This is a genomic window from Microbacter margulisiae (assembly GCF_014192515.1).
Lineage (GTDB): Bacteria > Bacteroidota > Bacteroidia > Bacteroidales > Paludibacteraceae > Microbacter > Microbacter margulisiae.
In genome coordinates this window covers 279,906-303,392 of the sequence record NZ_JACHYB010000002.1, presented here as the reverse complement: position 1 = coordinate 303,392, position 23,487 = coordinate 279,906, and the positions used below count along the sequence as shown (strand labels likewise).

17 protein-coding genes are annotated in these 23,487 nt (G+C 37.3%); 2 read left to right on the top strand and 15 right to left on the bottom strand.

The window, feature by feature from the left end; genetic code table 11:
* Positions 1 to 49 precede the first annotated feature (49 nt).
* The gene (gene asnS / locus FHX64_RS10430; protein WP_221202198.1) at positions 50 to 1,450 is read left to right on the top strand and encodes an asparagine--tRNA ligase; all 1,401 of its coding nucleotides are present in this window, start codon (positions 50 to 52) and stop codon (positions 1,448 to 1,450) included.
* An 80-nt stretch (positions 1,451 to 1,530) separates the two neighbouring features.
* Here the strand turns inward: asnS and glgP are convergent, their stop codons facing one another.
* From glgP to rpsO, 6 genes are all read right to left on the bottom strand, one after another.
* Entirely contained in the window at positions 1,531 to 4,098 is a 2,568-nt protein-coding gene (gene glgP / locus FHX64_RS10425) for an alpha-glucan family phosphorylase (protein ID WP_183413792.1), read from the bottom strand.
* Positions 4,099 to 4,156: 58 nt separating this feature from the next.
* Complete coding sequence (locus FHX64_RS10420) at positions 4,157 to 5,794, bottom strand: glycogen/starch synthase (RefSeq protein WP_183413791.1); 1,638 nt, start codon at positions 5,792 to 5,794, stop codon at positions 4,157 to 4,159.
* Between the two features lie 125 nt (positions 5,795 to 5,919).
* A complete protein-coding gene (locus FHX64_RS10415; RefSeq protein ID WP_183413790.1) occupies positions 5,920 to 6,636 on the bottom strand; it encodes a tRNA1(Val) (adenine(37)-N6)-methyltransferase in 717 nt (238 codons plus the stop codon).
* Between the two features lie 64 nt (positions 6,637 to 6,700).
* The gene (locus FHX64_RS10410; protein WP_183413789.1) at positions 6,701 to 8,377 is read right to left on the bottom strand and encodes a TonB-dependent receptor; all 1,677 of its coding nucleotides are present in this window, start codon (positions 8,375 to 8,377) and stop codon (positions 6,701 to 6,703) included.
* Positions 8,378 to 8,434: 57 nt separating this feature from the next.
* Positions 8,435 to 11,461 (bottom strand): tetratricopeptide repeat protein, encoded by a 3,027-nt coding sequence (locus FHX64_RS10405; protein WP_183413788.1) that lies wholly within the window; start codon positions 11,459 to 11,461, stop codon positions 8,435 to 8,437.
* A gap of 177 nt (positions 11,462 to 11,638) precedes the next feature.
* A complete protein-coding gene (gene rpsO / locus FHX64_RS10400; protein WP_183413787.1) occupies positions 11,639 to 11,908 on the bottom strand; it encodes a 30S ribosomal protein S15 in 270 nt (89 codons plus the stop codon).
* 224 nt (positions 11,909 to 12,132) lie between these two features.
* Between rpsO and FHX64_RS10395 the strand changes: the two genes are divergently transcribed.
* Positions 12,133 to 12,675 (top strand): ferredoxin domain-containing protein, encoded by a 543-nt coding sequence (locus FHX64_RS10395; RefSeq protein WP_183413786.1) that lies wholly within the window; start codon positions 12,133 to 12,135, stop codon positions 12,673 to 12,675.
* Between the two features lie 12 nt (positions 12,676 to 12,687).
* Here the strand turns inward: FHX64_RS10395 and rpe are convergent, their stop codons facing one another.
* From rpe to FHX64_RS10350, 9 genes are all read right to left on the bottom strand, one after another.
* The gene (rpe, locus tag FHX64_RS10390; RefSeq protein WP_183413785.1) at positions 12,688 to 13,338 is read right to left on the bottom strand and encodes a ribulose-phosphate 3-epimerase; all 651 of its coding nucleotides are present in this window, start codon (positions 13,336 to 13,338) and stop codon (positions 12,688 to 12,690) included.
* Positions 13,339 to 13,803: 465 nt separating this feature from the next.
* The gene (locus FHX64_RS10385) at positions 13,804 to 15,045 is read right to left on the bottom strand and encodes an NRAMP family divalent metal transporter (RefSeq protein WP_183413784.1); all 1,242 of its coding nucleotides are present in this window, start codon (positions 15,043 to 15,045) and stop codon (positions 13,804 to 13,806) included.
* A 16-nt stretch (positions 15,046 to 15,061) separates the two neighbouring features.
* On the bottom strand, positions 15,062 to 16,336 hold the full coding sequence (locus FHX64_RS10380) for a magnesium transporter MgtE N-terminal domain-containing protein (RefSeq protein WP_183413783.1): 1,275 nt from the start codon (positions 16,334 to 16,336) through the stop codon (positions 15,062 to 15,064).
* A 331-nt stretch (positions 16,337 to 16,667) separates the two neighbouring features.
* Entirely contained in the window at positions 16,668 to 17,435 is a 768-nt protein-coding gene (locus tag FHX64_RS10375) for a nitroreductase family protein (RefSeq protein ID WP_183413782.1), read from the bottom strand.
* A gap of 101 nt (positions 17,436 to 17,536) precedes the next feature.
* Positions 17,537 to 18,304, bottom strand: a complete 768-nt coding sequence (locus FHX64_RS10370) for a zinc ribbon domain-containing protein (RefSeq protein ID WP_183413781.1) — start codon at positions 18,302 to 18,304, stop codon at positions 17,537 to 17,539.
* Positions 18,305 to 18,398: 94 nt separating this feature from the next.
* Positions 18,399 to 19,493: a Nif3-like dinuclear metal center hexameric protein gene (locus tag FHX64_RS10365; protein ID WP_183413780.1), complete on the bottom strand. Its 1,095-nt coding sequence runs from the start codon at positions 19,491 to 19,493 to the stop codon at positions 18,399 to 18,401.
* A 62-nt stretch (positions 19,494 to 19,555) separates the two neighbouring features.
* Entirely contained in the window at positions 19,556 to 20,740 is a 1,185-nt protein-coding gene (locus tag FHX64_RS10360) for a THUMP domain-containing class I SAM-dependent RNA methyltransferase (protein ID WP_183413779.1), read from the bottom strand.
* 52 nt (positions 20,741 to 20,792) lie between these two features.
* Entirely contained in the window at positions 20,793 to 22,994 is a 2,202-nt protein-coding gene (gene rnr, locus FHX64_RS10355) for a ribonuclease R (RefSeq protein ID WP_183413778.1), read from the bottom strand.
* A 184-nt stretch (positions 22,995 to 23,178) separates the two neighbouring features.
* The gene (locus FHX64_RS10350; RefSeq protein WP_183413777.1) at positions 23,179 to 23,442 is read right to left on the bottom strand and encodes a type B 50S ribosomal protein L31; all 264 of its coding nucleotides are present in this window, start codon (positions 23,440 to 23,442) and stop codon (positions 23,179 to 23,181) included.
* Positions 23,443 to 23,487 lie beyond the last annotated feature (45 nt).

Genomic DNA, 23,487 nt, shown 5'->3' with positions numbered 1-23,487 from the left:
ATAACAACAAGCACTTATGTATTAAGTGCTTTGTTTTTTAAGAAAGAACATGGAAAAATTGAAACGAACAAAAATTTTAGATCTTATTGCGTCTGAATCTTATGTATTCCAACAGGTTAACGTGAGTGGTTGGGTAAGAACACGTCGAGGAAACAAGCATATTAGTTTTATTGCATTAAACGATGGCTCAACGATTAAGAATTTACAGATAGTAGTTGATACAGCAACTTTTGGTGAGGAGTTTTTGAAGCCTATTACCACAGGGGCTTGTATCAATGTTACGGGACAATTGGTCGTATCTGAAGGAAAAGGTCAGACAGTTGAACTTCAGGCCTCTGAAATTGAAATTTATGGTAGTGCTGATGTCGAAGCTTATCCGTTACAGAAGAAAGGTCATTCTCTTGAATTCTTGCGTGAAATTGCACACCTGAGACCTAGAACAAATACATTCAGTGCGGTCTTGCGCATACGTCATGCCATGGCATTTGCTATCCATAATTATTTTAATGAAAAAGGGTTTTTCTATCTGCATACTCCGATTATTACAGGATCTGATGCTGAAGGTGCCGGTGCCATGTTTCAGGTAACTACATTAGATTTGAATAATGTTCCGAAAACTGTGGACGGTAAAGTAGACTATGAAAATGATTTCTTTGGCAAGTCTACAAATCTGACTGTTTCCGGACAGCTGGAAGGTGAACTGGGTGCTTTGGCTTTAGGAAGTATTTATACTTTTGGACCTACATTTAGAGCCGAAAATTCTAATACACCAAGACATTTAGCTGAGTTTTGGATGATTGAACCGGAGGTTGCCTTTTCTGATATTCAGGATAATATGGATTTGGCAGAAGATTTTTTGAAATCATTGATACGTTATGCTCTTGAACATTGTGCTGATGATTTGGAATTTCTGAATACGATGTGGGACAAAGAATTACTAGATCGATTAAAATTTGTGGTCGAGAATGATTTTGTTCGGCTGCCTTATTCTGAAGGTATCGACATTTTGATGAAAAGTAATGAGAAGTTTGACTTTCCGGTTTCATGGGGAGTAGATTTGCAGTCAGAACATGAAAGATATTTGGTTGAAAAACATTTCAAAAAACCAGTGATCTTGACGGATTATCCTAAAGATATCAAGGCATTTTATATGAAGCAGAATGATGATGGGAAAACTGTCCGGGCTATGGATGTTTTGTTCCCTCGAATAGGCGAAATTATTGGCGGTTCTCAACGCGAGGAAAACTATGATAAACTATTACAACGTATTACTGAACTAAATATTCCCATGAAGGATTTATGGTGGTATCTGGAAACGAGAAAATTTGGAACTGCACCTCATGCCGGCTTTGGATTAGGTTTTGAAAGATTGTTGCTGTTTGTGACAGGAATGGGCAATATCCGTGATGTTATTCCTTTCCCCAGGACTCCTAAAAACGCTGAATTTTGAGATTACTTCAGTTGTTGAAGTAAATAAAAACCATTGACTTTTTCAGCCAATGGTTTTTTTATTGATGAAGTTCGGTATGTTTAGAGCCAACGAACAAAATTAAAATCTTGACGATGAGGTAATTCTTCGTTTTTGGGAAACATGCGGAATCCATATCGGAAAGCACCTGCCTTTGTCAGACGATATTCCAACTGGAATGTTAATTGCGTTCCATCAACCTTAACCAGGTCAAATTCTGCGGTATCTAAAATATGATCTTCATTTTTCTGATCATCATGATATGTGACTACTAATTCTATGCCAATATTTTTACAATCAGCTGTTTTTACATCAAGAACAGTGTTAATCAGATGTTTGCTGTTTACCGTAGAATCAGTATAAAGGGACTCGGGAATATTTAATTCACGTAATTCAATATTATCCCAAGAAGCCGCCATTTTTTCTTTCCACGCGACTAGTTCTTTGGCTTTCTTGAAATTATCTGCTATCATACGCTCATGCCGAGTACTTAATTTGAAATAAAAACGATCTAAATAGTCGTCAAGCATTCGTTTGGTTGTAAAGCGCGGAGCAATTTTTGCAATTGAATTTTTGATGTATTCAATCCATTCCGGAGAATAGCCTTTGCTATTTTTTGCAAAATATAGAGGGATAATTTCGTTTTCCAGAAGCGAATAAATAGTTGCGGCATCCAATTGATCCTGATATGCCTCATTGTTGTATGTTTGTTTTTCCGTAAGTGCCCATCCTGCACCTTGGATGTATCCTTCAAGCCACCAGCCGTCCAGAACTGAAAAATTCAATACTCCGTTCATTTCAGCCTTTTGTCCTGATGTTCCAGAGGCTTCCAATGGTCTGGTTGGGGTGTTTAACCAAATATCAACTCCGGAAATGAGTCGTTTGGCAACTTGCATATCATAATTTTCTAAGAATATGATTTTACCCTGAAATTCCGGCATCCGTGATATTTGGATGATTTTGCGAATCAAATCCTGGCCTGCTAAATCAGCTGGGTGTGCTTTGCCAGTGTAAATAAACTGGACTGGATATAACGGATTGTTGACAATTTTAGATAGCCGATCAAGATCAGTAAATAACAAATGAGCACGTTTGTATGTTGCAAATCGGCGTCCAAAACCAATCATCAAAGCATTTGGGTTGATTTTTTCCAACATAGCAACAATCATGCCAGGATCGCCTTGATTTTTGAGCCATGTTTCGTTGATCTGGCTTTTAATGTAACTAATCAATTTATTCTTAAGCGTTGTGCGTGTTTTCCATATTTCCTCATCACTTACACTGTAAATGCCTTCCCAGATTTTGAGATTTGATTGATTTTTTCTGAAATCAGAAGAAAAAGTTTTGTCGTAAAGACGTTGCCATTCCGAAGCTGTCCACGTTGATAAATGAACTCCGTTAGTTACATAGCTAACATGAAGTTCCTCAGGTAGATATCCTTTCCAAAGATTTTGAAACATTTCCTGTGAAACTTTTCCGTGCAACCAGCTCACTCCGTTAACCTCCTGGCACATACGGCATGCAAAATTACTCATGCTGAATTTTTCATTATGGTCTCCCAGATTTTCACGTCCCAAATCCATAAATTCATCCCAGCTAATACCTAGTTTAGCAGGATAACTTCCCATATATTTACCGAAAAGACCTTCGTCAAAACTGTCGTGCCCTGCAGGTACAGGGGTATGGACTGTGTAGAGAGCAGAGGAACGAACCACTTCCATAGCTTGATTAAATGTTAGCCCTTGTTCAGAAATCAAATCAACCAAGCGTTGCAGATTGATAAGAGCAGCATGTCCTTCATTAATATGATAAACTTGTTTGGTAATACCTAATTTTTTGAGAGTTAACATACCTCCGATGCCTAGCATGATCTCCTGTTTGAGACGGTTTTCCCAATCACCACCATAAAGTTGATGAGTTATAGGGCGATCAAATTCACTATTTTTATCATTGTCTGTGTCTAATAAATATAGTGAAACCCGACCGACAGCAACTTTCCATACATTGGCATAAATAATCCGGTTAGGATAAGGCACTTCAATTTGAAGTTGATTCCCATGTTCGTCTTTGACTTGTTCTAAAGGTAGATTTCCAAAGTTTTGTGGTTCGTAAAGCGCAAGTTGTTGTCCTTCCATTGACAGGCTTTGGGTAAAATAGCCAAATCGATATAAAAAACCGACTGCAGTCATGTCTACATTACAATCACTAGCTTCTTTTAAGTAATCTCCGGCTAACATTCCTAATCCGCCTGAGTAAATTTTTAATATATTACAGAGCCCATATTCCATACTGAAATATGCGATGGAAGGCTTGGTTCTGTCAACAGGAGTGTTGACATACGTTTGGAAGTCATTGTATACCTTGTCAAGACGTTGTAGAAAAGCCTGGTCAGCTTCGAGTTCTTCAAATTTTTCATAACTAAGATGTTCTCTCATTACGATAGGGTTTCCTTTTGTTGCCTCCCAAAGTTTAGGATCAATATCTGTAAAAAGTTCAAAGGCCTCTGGATTCCAAACCCACCAAAGGTTGTGCGCCAATTCTTTTAGTTTAATCAATCGATCAGGAAGATGAGAAGAAACAACAATTTCTTTCCAGTTAGATTGATTGACGTGTGATGTTTGTAGTTTCATTGTTTATTTGAATTGTTGAGTAATGACGATGTGTTTTTTATCAATTAGCTATTTGATATTAAGCATGCTTTTTTGATAGAGCAATTTCGTATGCCTGGTAATAAAACGGAATGAAAAATTCCCAATGTGCTTTTTGAGAAAGAGATTGTGCGTTGGTGCGAACTTCAGTGATTTCCGAATGATTCATGTTCGCAAATGTTATTAATTGATATGCTGCATCTGCAGCAGCATTTGCATAATTTGAGTCTTTACGTTCAATAATTGCAACTCCTTTGTCTATTGGTTGTGGGTGTTCGTTGATCCACTGCCCAAAGCCCGAAAGAGTTGTAGTAATGGTTGGAACCGAAAATGCAATACTTTCTAACGGGGTGTATCCCCATGGCTCATAGTAAGATAAAAACATTGTGAGGTCCATCCCTATAAGTAAATCATAATATGATTTATTAAAGATGCCATCATTCCCATTTAGGTAACTTGGGACAAAAACCAGTTTAATTTTAGAGTCGGAATGATTGGTGAAGTTTAACCAACTGATATTAGATAATATAGGGTCTTTCCAAGGTTCCACCATTTCATGTGTAACGAATGGATTCTCTTTAAAAGCAGAAGTAATATTATTTAGTAGTTTGTTTTGCAAAGCAAATTTTGGCCCAGAGATATAGGCCGGAACCATAATAAATGCAACAATGGTATGTTGCAATGATTTGTCATTTTCAACTGAATGGAGAGTATCCAGAAACAAATTTAATCCTTTGTTTATATATTCGTAACGTCCTGAAGTGGCTACAAAAAGAGTATCCGATGGTAATTTGTATCCTACTAATGTTTCGGAAACTTTCTTTAAGATATCTCTCGCTTCTGCCCGCTTTATAGGGAACAGGTCATGATCAGGAACGAAATTATCTTCAAACCCATTAGGCGTTATGATATCTGGTTTTTTTTCAAGGATTCGTGTGCATTCTTTAGCTGTAATTTTACTGACAGTAGTAAAACAATCAGCAAGATGCGCTGCATGTTTTTCTACCGAATGTTTTGATTCTACATTGAGTTCCTTAGACATCTGATCACCATGATATCCTGGTAAATAATCGTAAAGAGGCTTGTTGTTGCCAGCTATTGATCTGCCTACTGTTGTCGCGTGAGTGGTAAAGATAGTTCCCACAGGAGGCAGAAAACGTTTGAGGTAGAAAAGTCCAAACGCAGTATTCCACTCATTGAAGTGAGCAATTACATGTTGGTTGTCAAGTCTGTAGAAATGATAAAAATTTTCAATGATGGTACCAACAGAATATCCGAAAAGTGATGCATCATCATAGTCGCCGAAGCCGTATAAAGAATTTATACCAAACCATTCCCACATCCGGCTATAAATTTCATTCTTATGGGCAAAAAAAGGCCTATAATCAACAAGAATGACAATTGGCTGAGAAGGAATATTCCATCTTCCAATCCTTATTTTTAAATGGTTACGTTTTTCTGCAGATTCTTTCCAATCTTGAAATATCGTATTTGACTCGATAAAATCATGTTGAATTCCCAACCCTAAATCAGGGCCAATAAAAATCAGATTATCCCCTAAAGTTTGTTTTAATGTACGGGCTTTAGTTGATAAAACAGTGTATATGCCGCCTATTTTGTTACAAACTTCCCAGCTTGTTTCAAAAATATAGTCCGGTTTGGCGAATTCTTGGGTCATTTTTTTCATTTTACGTCAACTGCAAAGTTACTTGTTTTTCCCTCAGGGGGGGGTATTAACTGTTAATATATATCTTGATCATAGGTTCAAACGATTGCAAAGCAAAGTTAGAACTGAATGTGACTTTAGAAATTTAAGTAGAAATCTTTCGTTATTTGTTTGTATTCATCAGTAAATATATGTCTTACTGATGTTTCGATGGTCAATTCATTTTGTTTATAAGGAAGCAGTATATTAGAGAAACATAATAAACAGCGCTTATAATGAGCATTTTGCGTAGGTCTCACAAACGTTTGATGACAACAACCTAGCCCAATGGACATAGCTATATGAATGACTGAATCACTGTCCTGCACCGGTAGAATGATATTGATTCGACCATTAGTTTTCAATAGATTATAGGCCGTTTTTAGTAAAGTATATATATCTAAATGGTTATCATGTCTTGCAATAGTGCGCTGTTGATTCGGCGATTTTAATGCCCTTTGAAAATATGGCGGATTGGATATAATGACATCGTATTTTTTATTTGTCTCAATTGCATATTTCTGAAGAGATTTGTGATAGACAGTAATCCTATTTTCCCATCTTGATTGGGATATATTCTCTTGAGCTTGTACCACCGCAGCAGCATCAATCTCAATAGCATCAATTATTGCTTGGGGAGCTTTTTGAGCTGCCATTAAAGCAAGGATGCCAGTTCCTGTGCCAATATCTAATATGTTAGTTGCATTAGAAAAATCTGTCCAAGCACCTAGCAATACGCTATCTGTTCCGACTTTCATAGCACATTGATCATGCCATATGGTAAATTGTTTAAATTGAAAATAAGAGTTTGCCATGTTAATCATTTATGATATAACAGACAGTATATATTGATGTATGCTTGTACCTTACCCTTGTACATTAAAATGAAAATGCAGCTCCGATTTGAAAATTACATCCTACAGCATCATAACCGTACCATGTTTGATAACGGAAAGAGGGGGATAATCCTAATATGTTGTTAACACGTATAAATGCTGTTAGCCAATCACTGTATGAATACGATGCTCCCAGATTAACGTCATTGATATTTTTCATCATGACAGAAGATCCATTGAGTTGCATGGCATAGCGTCCACCTGCAAAATAATAATTAGCGTTAAGGAATATGTGTTGTGATACTTTTTTATCTATGCCAGTCGAAAATTCAAAAGATGGTTGCATCCAAGCATGAGCTAAAGTCTGAGTATGCCAATAATGATATTTTGCTTCTAAAAAGATCACCTGCTCATCTTTCCAGTTATAGTGCCCGCTTAAATCCACGGTTGCTTCCTGTGCATTATCATAAATCACGTTAAACATAGGTACATCCATGTAGTTTGTTGTAAATGGATGCAATGATGTTGAGTCAACGGTATTTACATAGAAATATTGTTTATCGGAATGTTTATAATCGATAGATCCGTTTAGGAGCAACCCTGCAAAAGGTGTGCTTTTGATTCCTAAGAAAACGTCAATTGGGGTATAACTGTCTGTCACACGTAAGTCTGGGACTAAATAACGATTGTTGTTCATCATATTTTCCATTGAATTAACGTGGTAATCGCCTGTAATGCCTCCATAAATCATAACGGATGGAATTAGGTTAATGTTGGCGGTTATATCAGGCATAAAATTGATTCTCTTGTTGTTACCAGCAGTTGCTACGTCATCTTTCAATCCTATATGTACCTTCCAGATATCACCCAGAATATTGAAATAAGGATTGACCCCAATAACGGAATAATTGGCATAGCCTGTTCCTGCCAAATGGTTGTTGTAAGAGAAGTTTGCTAAATTAACAGAAACGCCTAATTGATTGGTGTTAATTGGGATTTCAATGTTGCCAAATCCATTGATTTGTTGCTCATGTAATCCGAAGCCTGGAACAAAACTATTGTATTTAATTGAAGCCGAATAATTAACCTTTGAAGAGTTTGGATTGGATTGAATTTGAGCTAGAATACCGCCATTTACAAAATGATTGATGCTATCTTTAAAGGTCTTTGTGGCAGTTACGATACCATCAGTTCCATAATAATTAAATTCTTCTCTACGAAAATAAGCTCCAATATGGAGGTTAAATGGATGGAAATAGTACGTATAATTGAGGCCGAAATTAGTTACTAAGTGTTGTTGTTTATCTCCAAATAACGAATTTACGTGAGTGTTAAAAGTTAATTTCTGAGCAGGATCGTTGACAATTGGAAGTAATAAGTCGCCTAAAATATTTCCATAATATCCGCCTCCAATTAATGCATATCCATTATGGAAGCGGTCCTGATTGATTTGTACCACAGCTGCTTGCCATTTATGCAGATCAAAGGAAGGACTGAGGGGGGAGATTTGATCTGAGAAAGTAACTGGAGATGTCTTTATTTCTGGTTCAGTAACTATAGGATTGGCTTCTATGCGGTGTACTTCAGGTGCCGTTGGTGTATAATCGCGTTCAATGATAACGTTACGCTTTGCGATGGTGTCATTTTTTGCTACTTGAGCAGTTATGATTTGTGTGCCGATTACACCGAACAGTAAAAGTAAATAAATTGAATATTTCATTGTTTCTGGAAATTGAAAAACCGTTTGGAAAACAATTAAGTAATTAGCAATCAACTTTTATTGTTGACCTGACTGCTGGTTTTGGTGTTCTTTAATTGCTTGTAAGCGTTGTTGAATGAGTGTTTGAATTTCATCATTTGCATGATAATTGTCGCGCAAACTCAACAAATATTGGTTTGCCTGAAAATAATCTCCTCGTTTAACATAGATATCAGAAAGTAATAAAAAGCTTTTTGCTAACCAAAATCTATAAGGGGTTCCTTTATTAATGAAATCTAGAATCTCATTCTCTGATTTGGCTAAATCGTTAGTTTCAAAATAATATTTTGCAATGTCATATTTTGCTTCTGCTCCATATAAGGTGTGCAGATCCTGTGCCAATAAATTCCAATCAGCAAAGGAGCTATCAGGTTGATTGATTAGTTGATATGCGGCTGCACGATCGAATCTGGCTTCTGCTTTCATATCCGGTGTTGCTTGATTGTCATTAAGTATCGTTTTGGCCGCAGCAATGGTAGTCGTGTCATTTTTAGTGAGATAACTACTCCTTAAAACGCCTAACAGAGCAGCTTGTTTATATGTACTATTGGATGTTAGGTGAAGCAATGATTGAAAATAATTCAATGCTGCATTATACTGTTTTTGGTCATATGTTATTGAGGCACACTGAGTCAAAGCTTCCTCCTGATATGGATTTCCATTGATAGTCGCTAATTTTTGATAGTCAACCAGAGCACTGTCCATTTGGTGTAATTGTCTATAGCTATCTGCCAAATAATAAGTTGCTTTGATGCAATAGTTGCCTTGTGGGCAAAATTGTGCCAAGTATTGGCGTAATTGGGAAGCGGCTTGTTCGGGCTGCCCACTAATATAAAGTTTTTCCGCAGTGACAAATGTCAGGGAATCTTGGGCATTGAATGAAAGCTCATTATTTTTTCCAAGGGAACGGCGATAAGCAAGATAGTCGTTGACGTTAGCTAATTCCACATATACATTTTCAAGATTTTGCATCGCCTCATTTGCTTCTGTGCTACCTGGGTAATTTGCTACGACGGTTTTGTAAGCGGCAATAGCTTGTTGTTTTTCATTATTGTTATAGTAGGCCATACCGATTTCGAGAGCCGCTTTGCGGGCTAAGGCGCCATTAGGGAACTTTGTCAATAATGTTTGATATGCAGCTATTGCTTTATTATATTGATTGAGGGATATATAGGAGCGCCCAATTTCATAATATGCTTGTTCTGTATATTCTGAAGTTGGATAGTTTGTTACCAATTTGTTGAGTTCGTCGATTTTAATTGAATAATGTCTTTGAAGTCCGTCGATAAAAGCTGTCTGATATAGCGCATAAGCACTAGCCGGAACGTTTTTAGAGATAACCTGAGTGTAAAACAGTCTTGCATCCAAAAAATTCCTTAATTGGAAATGACAATCAGCTATGCGCAATAAAGCGTCGTTATAAGTAGCCGAAAGGGGATCATGAGCGCTTCCAGCAAAACGCAGAAAATAGAGTTGGCTTCGCTTGAAATCATTTAAATGAAAATAAGCATATCCCAAATTGTAATTTGATTCATTATAATTTGCGTCACTTGCGCTTTGGGGGCTGCTTTGATAAGCTGTCCAATTTTGAATGGCTGATTGGTATTCTTTTTGCCGATAGTAACTTTCACCTCTCCAAAAATAGATCTGAGCCATAGGGGATGCGAAAGTTTCTGAGGCAATAGATTGATTGAAATAATCGATGGCTGGCTGGTAATGATGAAGGTTGAACTGTTCAATTCCAAGATGAAATAAAATATTTTCCTTGGCAGCTGCAATTTCTGGCGAGTTGGTTTGTAATTTTTGAATAGCTTGTAATGCGGCTGGGTAATCGCGCGATGCCAGTAAAGCAGTTGCTAAATCTTTTTTTATGGTTTCTCCATGTGTTGAATTTGGGAACCGACTCAGAAATTGATCGAACACTTTGATGGATTCTCCGAATGGAGAAGCATTGGTGTAAATAGTCATAGCATAGTTGTACATGGCTTCTTCCTGTACTTTTTTATCGAAACTCATTTTACTGGCACTTTCATAGGCTAACTTAGCCTTTAAAGGTTCTTTTAAATGCATATAGCTATTACCCAACCAAAAAAATGAATTCTGACCTAAACTGTCAGAAACAGCAGCAACTTTTGATAAAGGCATCACTGCATCAATAAATTTATTTGATAGATAGTAAGATAATCCCCACATATATAATGAACTCCGTGGAAGTTCATTGCCTGATCCAGCTTTTTCAAATTGGGCAATGGCTTGCGTATAATTCCTTTCCCGATAATTACATTCTCCCAATAAACGGTAAACTTCATTGTTTTTAGGATTATGGGGTTGAGTTGCTAAAATGTTATTTCCATAACTTTTTACTTTATCATAATCATGTAATTTGGCGTAAATTTGAATCACATAATATGGAGCTAAAGAAGCAAATGCTTGATCCTGATCTATTTTCTGAAAATAAGGAAGTGCTGCAGAATATTGGTCTAGAGCATATTTGCAGTATCCACAATAGTAGGTGGCGACTGCATCATATTTTTCACTACCCAATAGTGGTTGAAATGCAGTCAAGGCATCAGAAAATTTACTGATAGCCATGTATGAATAGCCTGTTGCAAAATAGCAAAGTTGTTGTTCTGAAGGATCAAGATCTTTAGCGCTTACTTGAGCTAATTGATTCGTGGCTTTAATGTAATGTTTTGCCTCAAAATTCAGAATTCCAGCCATGTAATGCAATTGAGAAATTTGAGGAGAATTAGAGTATTTGTCTATTTGAGTTGCAATTAAATTCATTGCATCCGATTGCCTGAGCGCAAAGGCACAGGAGGCTATATAATAATCAGCTTCTTCTTTGTTCACTTTGTCAAGCGTGTTTGCCTGATGTAAAAAAGCCCTGAATTGTTGTTGTGCTGCGCTATATTGTTTCTGCAGATAAAGAGCTACTCCATCCCGAAAAGCATGGGCGGGTTGCGTAAAAGCATACGACTCTTGTCCGTGAGCGGTTATGTTTAATAGTAGCAAAACTGCAAGCAGTGATATCAATTTCTTCATGGGAGGATATTTAGTTAAAGCAAAAATAGGCAATTTATCCTGATTGTGACAAATCACAGGATGTTAAACTATGTCAACCTACATGATGGTTTGATAGTTGTAAAGATAAGAATAATAATAGTTTAAAAACAAAAAAGCTATCCGTATGGATAGCTTTTTTGTTAGATGGCGAAGAGCTTATTTCCGGATGTTCAACTCTTTGATGATGTGACGATATCGTTCGATATCTTTAGCTTTCAAATAATCGAGTAAACGGCGACGTTTGCCAACCAACATGACCAAAGCTCTTTCTGTGCTATAATCTTTCGCGTGTAACTTGAGGTGTTCAGTTAACGAGCTGATACGGTAAGAAAATAATGCTATCTGAGATTCAGCTGACCCAGTATCAGTATTCGACTTCCCGTATTTGCCGAAGATTTCTTGTTTCTTTTCTGCAGTTAAATACATTACGAATAAAATTTGGATATAAATTAATTGGGTGCAAAGTTAGTATTTCCTTTTGAAAAGAGCAAACTATCAGCTAGTTTTCTTGAAAAGAAATTGATGTACTTTTTGATTTAGGTGTGATTCTCTTAGTTTTTTGTATTTTTGTCTACCACATTGCTAGATAATGTCTTTTCTATGTTGTGGTGTTGTTATTTTATTGATTATAAAGTAAATATATTGTACATATGATTATAGATGAACGGGAAACCCGATCCAAACGTATTGTTGAGATTGCCGAGTTGATTATGACCGCAGCACGAACAGCTCCCAAAGGGAAAGGTATTGATGTTATCGAAATTGCCACTGTCATGGGAGATGATATTCAAAAACTGTCTGATGTTACTTATGCAAAAGGAGAAGAATGTGGATTGAAGTTTTTGTTTCGCGATGCTGAAAATATTCTTTTGGCAGATGCAGTGGTATTGATTGGTACCAAAACAAAAGTACAAGGTCTCAATTGTGGTTATTGCGGCGCGTCAACCTGTGAAGAGAAACTGAAAAATGATGCTATGCCTTGTGCCATCAATATGATCGATTTAGGAATTGCACTTGGCTCTGCAGTGTCCACTGCCGCTGATTTGAGGGTAGATACGCGAGTAATGTTTTCCGTGGGTTTTGCTGTAAAGGCTTTAAATATTATGACAGAATGTCATTCTGTTTATGCGATTCCCATTAGTATTTCATCGAAAAATCCATTTTTCGATCGTCGTCCGCGTGAACAGAAGTAAAAAAGTACTTATTCAAAGATGTTTGAGCTGATAAATGGTTTCTTCCGGGCTTTCCGACCCAAAAACAAATTGTCCGGCAACCAGAACGTCGGCACCATACGCAATTAATTTGGCTCCCGTTTCCAGATTGACTCCGCCATCTACTTCAATCAGCGTAGGAGCTTGTTTTTTTAAAATCAATTCTTTGAGCTCGGATATCTTTTCACAACTTTGTTCTATGAATGTTTGTCCACCGAATCCCGGATTTACACTCATAATCAATACAGTATCCAATTCTTTTATAACATCCTGAAGCAAAAATACCGGCGTGTGTGGATTAAGGGCAACTCCAGCTTTCATGCCTTCGTGTTGAATTTGTTGAATAGTACGATGTAAATGAGTACATGCTTCATAATGTACAGTTAATCGATTTATTCCGGCATTTTTGAATCGTTCGATATAGTTGTCTGCATGGATAATCATCAAATGTGCATCCATCGGTTTTTTGCATAAAGATTGAATCGAATCAATAACAGAAAATCCAAAAGAAATGTTGGGAACGAACACCCCATCCATAATGTCTAAATGGAACCAATCGGCTTCACTGCGATTGATCATCTCAATGTCTTTTTGCAAGTTGGCAAAATTTGCTGCCAATAATGAAGGTGCAATTAGTGTAGCCATATATTTGAACATTTTTAGGGTTTCGTTTTCTTACAGACAAAATCAAAGCGTGTGGGAGGAATTAGAAATATTAGAATCCGATGATTTCTCTTACTTCGCGTTTGGTTTTCGTTGCGCTGCATGCGCTTTTGCTCTTCCTATTTTGGCAAATTGATGTAGATATGGTTCGTGTGTTTTGATTTCATTGATGCTTTCGCACAATGGGCTTGTGAATCACATCATATTGTTATCTATTTCTTTTTTAGATATTTATGCCCAATTTTGTATGCAGCGTGTTTTTCATCAAGATCACTTACTGTGTTTTGTTCCTGCTTTTTAAATTACAAAGATACAATGAAAATAGGTATGATCAATTAAGATTTCATAGGTAATCGATTCGCACCTATTTTGAAGCAATAACTCCAACAACTATACAAAATAAATTTTCAGTTATTGGAGCTGTTGTATGATGAACAAGGTTTTTTATTATAAAAACGGAGTGACTAATAATATTAAAGACATTGAAACTAAAACAACGACTGTTATCCATCCAATGACGTTCACTATTGGTTTGTTGGTGTATTCGCCCATAAGTTTAGATTTATTGACCAACAGAATCATACTTACCAAGATAACAGGCAACAAAATTGCATTTATAACCTGAGTCCAAAGCGAGATACCGATGAGCGGGGCATTAGGCATTAGAATTATAATGATGGCCAGAATTAATATGCCAGTATAAAGCACATAAAATTCAGGAGCTTCATCCCATTTTTTATCAATTCCGGCTTCAAACCCGAAAGCTTCGGAAACATAAAAAGCAGTTGCTAAAGGAAGGATTACTGCAGAAAAAACGGATGCAATAAACAATCCGAAGGCAAATACCTGTGAAGCAAACTCTCCAGCAAGAGGTTTGAGTGCCAGTGCTGCATCTTTTGCATCATTAATTGTGATATGTTGCTCATGCAATGTTGACGCACAAGCTATCATGATGAAAAATGCTACTGTTACCGTAGCAATACACCCAACCAGGATATCAACGAGAACATAATTGTACTGTGATATTTTGAGCTTTTTCTCTATGACAGAAGATTGCATGTAAAATTGCATCCACGGAGCAATTGTTGTTCCTACGATTCCCAGAATCATAGTTAATGATTTTCCGTTAAGCTCATTTTGTGGCTTAATTATTGCATGTCCGATGGTTCTCCAGTCCGGATGACCCATTATTGCAGATACAATGTAAACAAGTAGTGATGCGCTGAAAATTAAAAATATACGTTCAGCAAGCGTGTAGTTTCCTTTTACGACTAAAATCCAAACGACTAGACCTACTAAAGGGACAGCAATGTATTTACTGATTCCAAAAACTTCCAAACTTCCTGCAACTCCTGCAAATTCTGTGGTAGTATTGCCAATATCAGCAATCAAAAGTCCCATGAAAATAAAAAATGTTACTTTGACCCCTGCATTCTCCCGAATTAATGTAGCAAGTCCTTTCCCAGTGACGATGCCCATCCGTGCATTCATTTCTTGTACGATAAAGAGCACTATAAAAGAAGGAATCAATGTCCATATCAATTGATTTCCATATAACGCACCGGCTACAGAATATGTTGTAATACCTCCCGCATCGTTATCTACGCTGCCAGTAATAATTCCCGGACCAAGAATAGCAAGAAAAATAGCAATGCTCTTCCAAAATGATTTGCGATTAGTTTTTGACATTGGTTATTCTCGTTATTTACATGGTTCTACGTTTTCCTAATAAATCATCAACAACATCATCGATAATGACCATACCTTCCAATTCTTCGTTTTCATTGGTTACCGGTACACCTAAAAGATTATATTTTGAAATGATTTCTGACAGTGAATCAAGACGCTCATAATCATGTATTTGATGTGGATTGTCAATCATGATGTCTTTGAGTGGTTTGTTAAGAGATGATACCAACAAGTCGCGCATGGTAAATGTCCCTACTAATCGGTTTTGTTCATCTACTACAAAAAGAGTATAAAGTTCTGCCATTTCAGGTTGTTGTTGTTGAATATAAGCAATAACATCAGCAATGGTTTGTGTTTCTTTGAAGGTCAGAATGTCTGTTGTCATTAAGCTTCCCACCAATGAATTTGGATATTCAAGCAAATCTCTGACTTCCTCGGAGGCCTCGGGTTCCATTTCTTTCAGCAGTTGCTGGGCTCTTTCTTCTTCCAAATTTTCCATCAAATCAGCAGCTTCATCAGCAGGCATTTTTTCAAGCACATCTGCTGCCTTTTCAATAGAAAGGCTTTCAATGATTTGTACCTGTTCTTTTGCCTCAAGTTCTTCGAGTACATCTGCTGCAGTTTCTTCATCTAACGAAGAAAAAACAGATGTTTTGGAATCCTTTCCCAATTCTTCTATGATATCTGCCAAGTCTGAAGGATGCAGAGTGTTGAGTTTTGTAAACGGGGTATTCAATTTGATGTTAAGAGATGAAAAATCAATTGCTTCAACATCGTCCCATAAAATAAATTTAGAAGGAATTTTGGCTCCAAAAAGATGTAGGGCAGTTCGAAGAAATTTATAAATTCCAATCCTTCTGACTAATCCTTCCAGTCCAACATCAGCAGCAACTACAAATGCTCCTGATGAGAGCGCCACCATTCTTACGTCATTTACACGAACTAGTTTTCGACCGTTAATATCGACAATTTGCTTGTCGAGTATGGTTTCTTTCAGAAGAAAGGTATGATTAAGTAATTCAGCAGGCAGCTCAGTCATTGCCTGGCATTGTACTTTATACCGCGTGTTGAATTTTACAATTTGTACATTGGTCAAGGTTACATTCAGCTGTTTGTTTCCCTGTTTGATGTAAAAAGCAACAATTTTTGGTCGCTGAGCTTTGTTAATGTCTGTGTTGCTCATCGGAAGTTGAACATACACATCAAGAATAATGCCTAACACGTTTTCGCGGGCATCAAATAACTTGCAACCGATTAGTCTGCTTAAATAAAAGGTAGTGAGAGAAGTCATAACGCCTCCTTCTTTTAGGGGTTTAGAAGGAAGCAAATGCGATGCGGCTTCCTTGCTAAACGCAAGTTAATACTAAGTTGTTCGCCGGGCCATCGTCCATTTTGAATATCATTTAAAATTTCGTTGCAAAGGTAATGCTATTTTTTAGCCCATATTGCAGCTTAAGAATTTTAGTGTGTTAAATAACCGTTAAATAAAATCATCATTATATGAGATTGTTTTAATAAAGAATAGAATGAATCTATGTTTATGGGATAGGATAAAAATAAATCAGCCGCATTGGAATATATTCAATGTGGCTGATTTAAGCATGAAATTTTAGTTTAGCTTTTTAGTGTTTTTCAGAAGCGCTGAATAAGTGAAATCCCTGTTGATCAAAATATTCTTCCAGATTATAACCTAATGCTTTTTGATAATAATCAAGGATATGGGTTCCCCAGTCATTATGAGTTTTATCTCCTGTACGAACCTCATTAAAATGCTGTATTTGATTATTATATGCCATCAGATCTTTAACAATCTGGCTATCATCACTTCGGTAATGATTGTGATGGATGAGCAATGAAAGTGGTTGCTTGGGTTTTAAGTCAGGATGTTCTGACGGATAGCCGATAGAAAGTCCACAAACCACGGCAACTCCTTCAGGCAACTGAAGAATGTCAGCCAATTGAGCGGGAGCTGCGGTGCGTGTGTAGCCTATGCAGCAACTGCCTAAATCCAAAGATTCTGCAGCAATTACCGCATTCTGCATTGCTAACGCTGCATCAATGACGCCTACAAGCAAACCGTCAAGAGTGTCTTGAAAACGAGGAAACTCAATGGCTAGTGTATCTGCAAATTTTTTGATTTTGTTGAAATCAATACAGAAAATCAAAAAGATAGCACAGGTTTTAATTTGTTTTTGACCGGTTATGGAATAAAGTTGTTCTTTCAGTGTTTGGTCGCTTACGGCAATGACCGAAAGTTGTTGTCCGTTATAACTGGTGGGCGTGTTTTGAATGGCTTTGTATATAAATTCTAGTTTTTCAGGTTCAATAGTTTTTCGTTCATAGCGACGTACAGATGTTCTTGTTTGAAATATTTCTTCGATAGTTTTCATTGTTGATGTGAGTTGAGAAAATGTAAAATAAAAAACCTTGCTGATCAATCGCATATCTAATCGCGCTGAACAAGCAAGGTCATACAATTATTTGTTAATCTTTATTCTATAGTTGAAGGTGTTTCTATATCCGGATCTACTAAAATACGGCCACAATATTCACACACAATTACTTTTTTGCGTAAACGAATTTCCATTTGGCGTTGTGGTGGAATTTTATTAAAACAACCACCGCAAGCATCTCGTTGAATTGTCACCACAGAAAGTCCGTTACGAACGCTTTTTCGAATACGTTTGAAGGCAGTGAGCAAACGGGGTTCAATTAAAGTCTCAATTTCTTTGGCACGCTCACGAAGACGTTCCTCTTCTTGTTTGGTTTCTGCAACGATTTCATCCAATTCGCTCTTTTTTTGTTCAAGATCCTTTTTGCGTTCGCTTAGCAATGTCTTGGCATTAGATATTTCTTCTGTCTTGAATGCTATTGCTGTTTGCGTTTCTTGAATTCGTTTTTCGCTTAGTTCAATTTGAAGAGATTCAAACTCAATTTCTTTTGTCAGAAAATCGTATTCACGATTATTGCGAACATTGTCCTGTTGCTCCTGATATTTCGCAATTTTTGCTTTCGAATCCTCAATCTCAAGCTTACGCCCTGAGATTTCACGTTCCTGCTCTTTAAGTTCTTCCGTATAATGCAAAATGCGTGTTTCCAACCCTTCGATTTCGGCTTCCAAGTCTTCTACTTCGAGAGGTAATTCACCACGCAGCGTTTTTATTTTGTCAATTTCGGTAGAAACAGTTTGAAGCTGATATAAAGCTTTTAATTTTTCTTCTACGGTGATCTCTTTTTCGGTTTTTGCTTCAGTTGGCATAACGGCAGTGAATTTACTATTGAACGCTGTTTGAATATTTTTTTTGTTACATTTGTCTGAATGAATATCTGTTGTATTGCTCCGGGATTGATCGCTAGAAATATTGTACCGGATTTGTTAGGGTGGTTGACAAATGGAGTGCAAATGTAGGCATTTTTTTCTGTATTTGTTCCTTTAGCAGCTCTTTTGTAAATTGTTCCGATTCGTAATGCCCGACGTCGGCGATCAAGAGACGGTTGTCTGCATTGAAAAATTCATGATACTTGAAATCAGCACTGATATAAACATCAGCTTTCGCTGCAATGGCTGCTGGCAAAAGAAATGATCCAGAACCACCACAAAGAGCTACTTTATGAATTGGTTTCCCTAATAAAGCTGTATGTCGAATCAACGGAGTCTGGAACGTGTCCTTGACTTGTTGTAAAAACTCAATTTCAGATACAGGGCTGGATAAAGTACCAAGCATGCCGGTTCCGGTGGCTGCCGATTGATTTTGTAAAACAATCCAATCGAAAGCCGGCTCTTCATATGGATGTACCTTTAGTAATTCTTTTTCAATTTGTGCTCGTTGATGCACAAAAGCTATTACTTCGATGCGAATCTCTTTCTCGTGATGCCATTCATGCAGGTCACCGACAAAAGGATGTGTGCCTTCGTTAGCACGAAAGGTTCCAATTCCTTCGCTATTGAAGCTACATGCGTCATAATTTCCTATTGATCCGGCTCCTGCAGCAAAAAGAGCGTCTCTTACTATATCTGCATGGGTAATTGGCACGAAAGTGATAAGTTTCAGAAGTTGATTTGTTTGTGGAGCAAGAATATGGCAATTCTGTAGTGAGAGTTTTTCAGCGATTTTGCGGTTTACTCCAATATTAATATTATCCAGATTGGTATGCGCCGCATATATGGCAATGTTATGTTGAATCGCGGAAATGACACATCGTTCGGTATAATTATTGCCCGTAATTTGTTTCAATCCTTTGAACAGCAATGGATGGTGAGCAATAATGAAATTGCAATGTTTTGCAATTGCTTCTTCTATTATTTTTTCTGTGACATCTAATGTAAGTAACACTCCTGTTATTTCACGGGATCTGTCTCCAATCTGCAATCCTGCATTATCGTACTCTTCTTGTAGTGATAAAGGGGCTATTTCTTCAATCCATTGGCATACTTGATTGATTGTCATAGAGAAAGTGTTTGTTGATTTGCTAAATTGTTGAAAAATAAGGGTTAATCAAATTAGCGTATTTACTCTGGATTTTCAGAACTCTGGTGTGTCTTAGCTAAAAAATGGCTTCTTTTACCTGCAAAGAGTTCATAGTGTCTAAATTCGCATGATAAAGCTCCATTCATTAATTTGATACGTTGATTAGGCCGAAGACCCATATGATCCAAACATTCAAGATTAGAACTTATGATCCAGGCATTGTTTCCGGCAAAAGTGTGTTTTAGTGTTTTGCCAATCATATTGTAAAGACCCAGCAGATCTTTTGTAAGTAATCGTTCACCATAAGGTGGATTACAAACAATCATAGCTTGTTCTGAAGGAGGTTGCCATGTTTCCATTGTTTTGGTTTCTACATGAATGTAGTTTGTTAATCCAGCACTTTTTATATTGTTTTCGGCAATGTGTATAGCTCGGAAAGATTGGTCTCCTCCATAAATATGATGATAAAAGGGACGTTCCTGACTGTCATCGTTGTATATTTCATTAAATAATTCCTCGTCAAAATCGAGCCAGCGCTCGAATCCAAATTGATGCCGATAAACTCCCGGGGCTATATTTAAGGCAATTAAGGCAGCCTCAATTAATAAAGTGCCCGATCCACACATCGGATCAATAAAATCGCTTTCGCCATGCCATCCTGACAAAAGAATCATTCCGGCTGCTAGTGCTTCATTTAGCGGTGCTTCGGTTTGTTCGCTTCTATAACCACGTTTATGAAGTGACTCTCCAGAGCTATCCAAAGACAACGTGCAAGTTTGTTGCGCAATATGGATATTCAGATACAAACCTGGTTCCTTGATATCCACCGATGGCCGCTGATGATAGCGTTCTTGAAAATAATCTACGATGGCATCCTTTACCCGATGGGAGACGAACTGGGAATGATGAAAATGATCGGAATAAACTGTAGAATCGATTGCAAAAGTAGTTTCTAATGTCATGTATTCATTCCACGGAATGGCTTTGACAGCATCGTAAATTTGATTGTGATTCTCAGCTTTAAAGGTGGCGATAGGAACTAAAATACGAGATGCTGTTCGTAGCCAGAAGTTTGCTTTATACAACAATGATTTATTGACAGAGCATCGTACAGCACGCCGTTGAATTTCAATATTGTTGGCTCCTAAATTGGTTAGCTCGCGGGCCAGTACTTCTTCGAGTCCCTGAAATGTTTTTACGATAATGTCAAATTGTTTAGGTAGCATTCAGTATAATTTATGATACAGATGATTGAGTTGTTTGTAACGACTTTATTTTTTATTTTTTATTTTTTATCTGTTTTCTTCTGGTTTTCGAGGTTGAATTTGAATTTGGCATTGAGTTCTGAGCCAGAGTAAAGTCAAGTTGCTTCTTTTCTAAATTGGCCCTGGCAACTTCTACCGTAATAGGATCTCCAAGTTGGAATTTCTTATTGTAATGATGACCTACAAGGCAATAGTTTTTTTCGTCAAAGATATAATAATCATCAGCTAAATCCCGAATCGGGATCATTCCTTCGCATTTGTTTTCATTGAGTTCCACATAAATTCCCCATTCACTCACTCCAGATATAACACCTTCGAAAGATTGACCTAATTTTTCACTCATAAATTCTACCTGTTTGTATTTAATGGATGCCCTTTCCGCATTAGCAGCGAGTTGCTCCATGTCAGAACTGTGTTTACAACGGTCTTCCCATTCGGTTTTATTCACCGAAATGCCGTTAGCAGCATATCGCGTTAATAAGCGATGCACCATCATGTCTGGATAACGACGAATAGGGGAGGTGAAATGAGTGTAATAATCAAATGCTAAGCCGTAATGACCAATATTTTCTGTGCTATAAATCGCTTTTGCCATTGAACGGACAGCAAGGGTTTCAATTAGATTCTGTTCCTTTTTTCCTTGAACTTCATCTAATAAATGATTGATACATGAGGATACCTCGTTTTTTTTACCCGTAGTTTTTAATTTATATCCAAAACGACGGATAAACTGAGAAAAATTATTGAGTTTTTCAGGATTCGGCACATCGTGAATCCGGTATACAAAAGTTTTGGCCTTTTTCCCTTTTCCAGGTTTGCCAATGTGCGCTGCAACTGTTTTGTTTGCCAGAAGCATAAATTCTTCTACCAGCTTGTTTGAGTCTTTGGCTTCTTTAAAAAATACACTTAAGGGCTTACCTTTTCCATCAATTTCAAAACGCACTTCAACTCGGTCAAAAGCAATGGCTCCTGCTTGGAAACGTCTTTCACGTAATTTTTTCGCTAATTCATTGAGCGTTTGTAGTTCGTCTTTGAAATTTCCTTCTCCTGTTTCAAGGATTGTCTGAGCTTCTTCATATGTAAAACGACGATCCGACCGAATCACCGTACGGGCAATTGTATATTCTTTAACATTGGCATTATCATCCATTTGGACCAACACTGAATAGCAAAGTTTTTCTTCATTGGGACGTAGTGAGCACAACTCGTTCGACAATCTTTCTGGGAGCATTGGAATAGTTCTGTCTACCAGGTAGATGGATGTTGCACGATTCTCGGCTTCCTTATCGATTAAGGTCTGAGGCTTGACGTAATGGGTAACGTCTGCAATGTGTATGCCGACTTCCCACAGTTCATTTGGTAATTTTCGTAAAGAAAGAGCATCGTCAAAATCTTTTGCATCTTTTGGGTCAATGGTGAATGTAGTGATATCACGACAGTCAATCCGGCGGGCAATTTCTTCCGGTGTTATTTCTGCTTCAATTTTTTCTGCCTCCTTTTCAACTGCTTCTGGATAACGATAAGGCAATCCAAATTCTGCTAAAATGGAATTCATTTCAGTGTTAGTTTCGCCTGTATTGCCTAAAATGTCCACTACTTCTCCTACAGGGTTTTTGTCTTTTGGATCCCAATGTAATAATTTAACAACGGCTTTCTGTCCATCTTTTCCTCCTTTAAGTTTGTCCGCCGGAATAAAAATATCATTCGAAAGGTATTTTTTATCGACTATTAAAAAAGCGTAAGGCCCATTCAAATCAAGCTTTCCTACAAAAATTTCTTTAGCCCGTTTTAAGATACCAGTGACTTCAGCTTCCGGCTGACGTCCTTTCCGCCCTGCATAAAGAAATGCTTGAACATAATCTTTATCCATTGCCCGGTTAAGATTACGCTCGGCAATAAAAATAGGAGCTCCTCCGTCATCGGGAATTAAATAAGTTTTGCGAGAAGTACGATCTATGGTTCCGGTAATATTCCCACTACGCACATTAAGACGAAATTTCCCCCTCTCAATTTCAATCAAAACACCATTTTCAGTTAACTCTGACAACAACTCCGATGCCAACAATTTTAATGGATTTGTTTTAAGTCCTAGAATATGAGATACTTGTTTGTAATTGAAACTACGATTGGGGTCTTGATTGAACAAATGAGAGATAGCACGTTTGATATCCGCTTTTCTGATGCGTCCTTCTGTGTCAAGTGGTTGTTTTTTCATTTAAGAATAAAATTAGGTTGCCTATAGTCGAATAACGCAAGCACGTTTCTTTTTCAAAGATACAGCTTATTTGGTCGATTTTCTACAACAATTTCAAATCTTTTGGGCTGATCATTCCTAATGGCAATAAAAAAGCCACTCTTGTTGAGGAGCGGCTTTGGGTATTTTTAGTTGACAAAGAAACTTATTTCTTTTTGTTTTCCAAATGTTTTTGGTAGCGGTTCATGAATTTGTCCACGCGCCCTGCAGTATCCACCAGTTTTTGTTTCCCTGTGTAGAATGGGTGTGATGAACTTGAAATTTCAAGTTTTACCAAAGGATAAGTTACCCCGTCAATTTCAACGGTTTCTTTCGTAGCAATAGTTGAACGGGTAATAAATGTATCACCATTCGACAGATCTCTGAATGCTACGGGTCGATAGCTTGTTGGATGAATGCCTTCTTTCATTGTGATCGTTATAATTAAAAGATTATTTCTCGATTTGACTTGCAA

Coding starts and splice junctions, on each gene's coding strand:
- FHX64_RS10350 (WP_183413777.1), bottom strand. CDS start 23,442: ATGAAAGAAGGCATTCATCCAACAAGCTATCGACCCGTAGCATTCAGA.
- FHX64_RS10420 (WP_183413791.1), bottom strand. CDS start 5,794: ATGACCCAAGAATTCGCCAAACCGGACTATATTTTTGAAACAAGCTGG.
- FHX64_RS10405 (WP_183413788.1), bottom strand. CDS start 11,461: ATGAAGAAATTGATATCACTGCTTGCAGTTTTGCTACTATTAAACATA.
- rpe (WP_183413785.1), bottom strand. CDS start 13,338: ATGGCTACACTAATTGCACCTTCATTATTGGCAGCAAATTTTGCCAAC.
- rnr (WP_183413778.1), bottom strand. CDS start 22,994: ATGAAAAAACAACCACTTGACACAGAAGGACGCATCAGAAAAGCGGAT.
- FHX64_RS10410 (WP_183413789.1), bottom strand. CDS start 8,377: ATGAAATATTCAATTTATTTACTTTTACTGTTCGGTGTAATCGGCACA.
- FHX64_RS10415 (WP_183413790.1), bottom strand. CDS start 6,636: ATGGCAAACTCTTATTTTCAATTTAAACAATTTACCATATGGCATGAT.
- FHX64_RS10380 (WP_183413783.1), bottom strand. CDS start 16,336: ATGACTTCTCTCACTACCTTTTATTTAAGCAGACTAATCGGTTGCAAG.
- FHX64_RS10375 (WP_183413782.1), bottom strand. CDS start 17,435: ATGAAAACTATCGAAGAAATATTTCAAACAAGAACATCTGTACGTCGC.
- FHX64_RS10370 (WP_183413781.1), bottom strand. CDS start 18,304: ATGCCAACTGAAGCAAAAACCGAAAAAGAGATCACCGTAGAAGAAAAA.
- FHX64_RS10360 (WP_183413779.1), bottom strand. CDS start 20,740: ATGCTACCTAAACAATTTGACATTATCGTAAAAACATTTCAGGGACTC.
- FHX64_RS10395 (WP_183413786.1), top strand. CDS start 12,133: ATGATTATAGATGAACGGGAAACCCGATCCAAACGTATTGTTGAGATT.
- rpsO (WP_183413787.1), bottom strand. CDS start 11,908: ATGTATTTAACTGCAGAAAAGAAACAAGAAATCTTCGGCAAATACGGG.
- FHX64_RS10385 (WP_183413784.1), bottom strand. CDS start 15,045: ATGTCAAAAACTAATCGCAAATCATTTTGGAAGAGCATTGCTATTTTT.
- asnS (WP_221202198.1), top strand. CDS start 50: ATGGAAAAATTGAAACGAACAAAAATTTTAGATCTTATTGCGTCTGAA.
- glgP (WP_183413792.1), bottom strand. CDS start 4,098: ATGAAACTACAAACATCACACGTCAATCAATCTAACTGGAAAGAAATT.
- FHX64_RS10365 (WP_183413780.1), bottom strand. CDS start 19,493: ATGACAATCAATCAAGTATGCCAATGGATTGAAGAAATAGCCCCTTTA.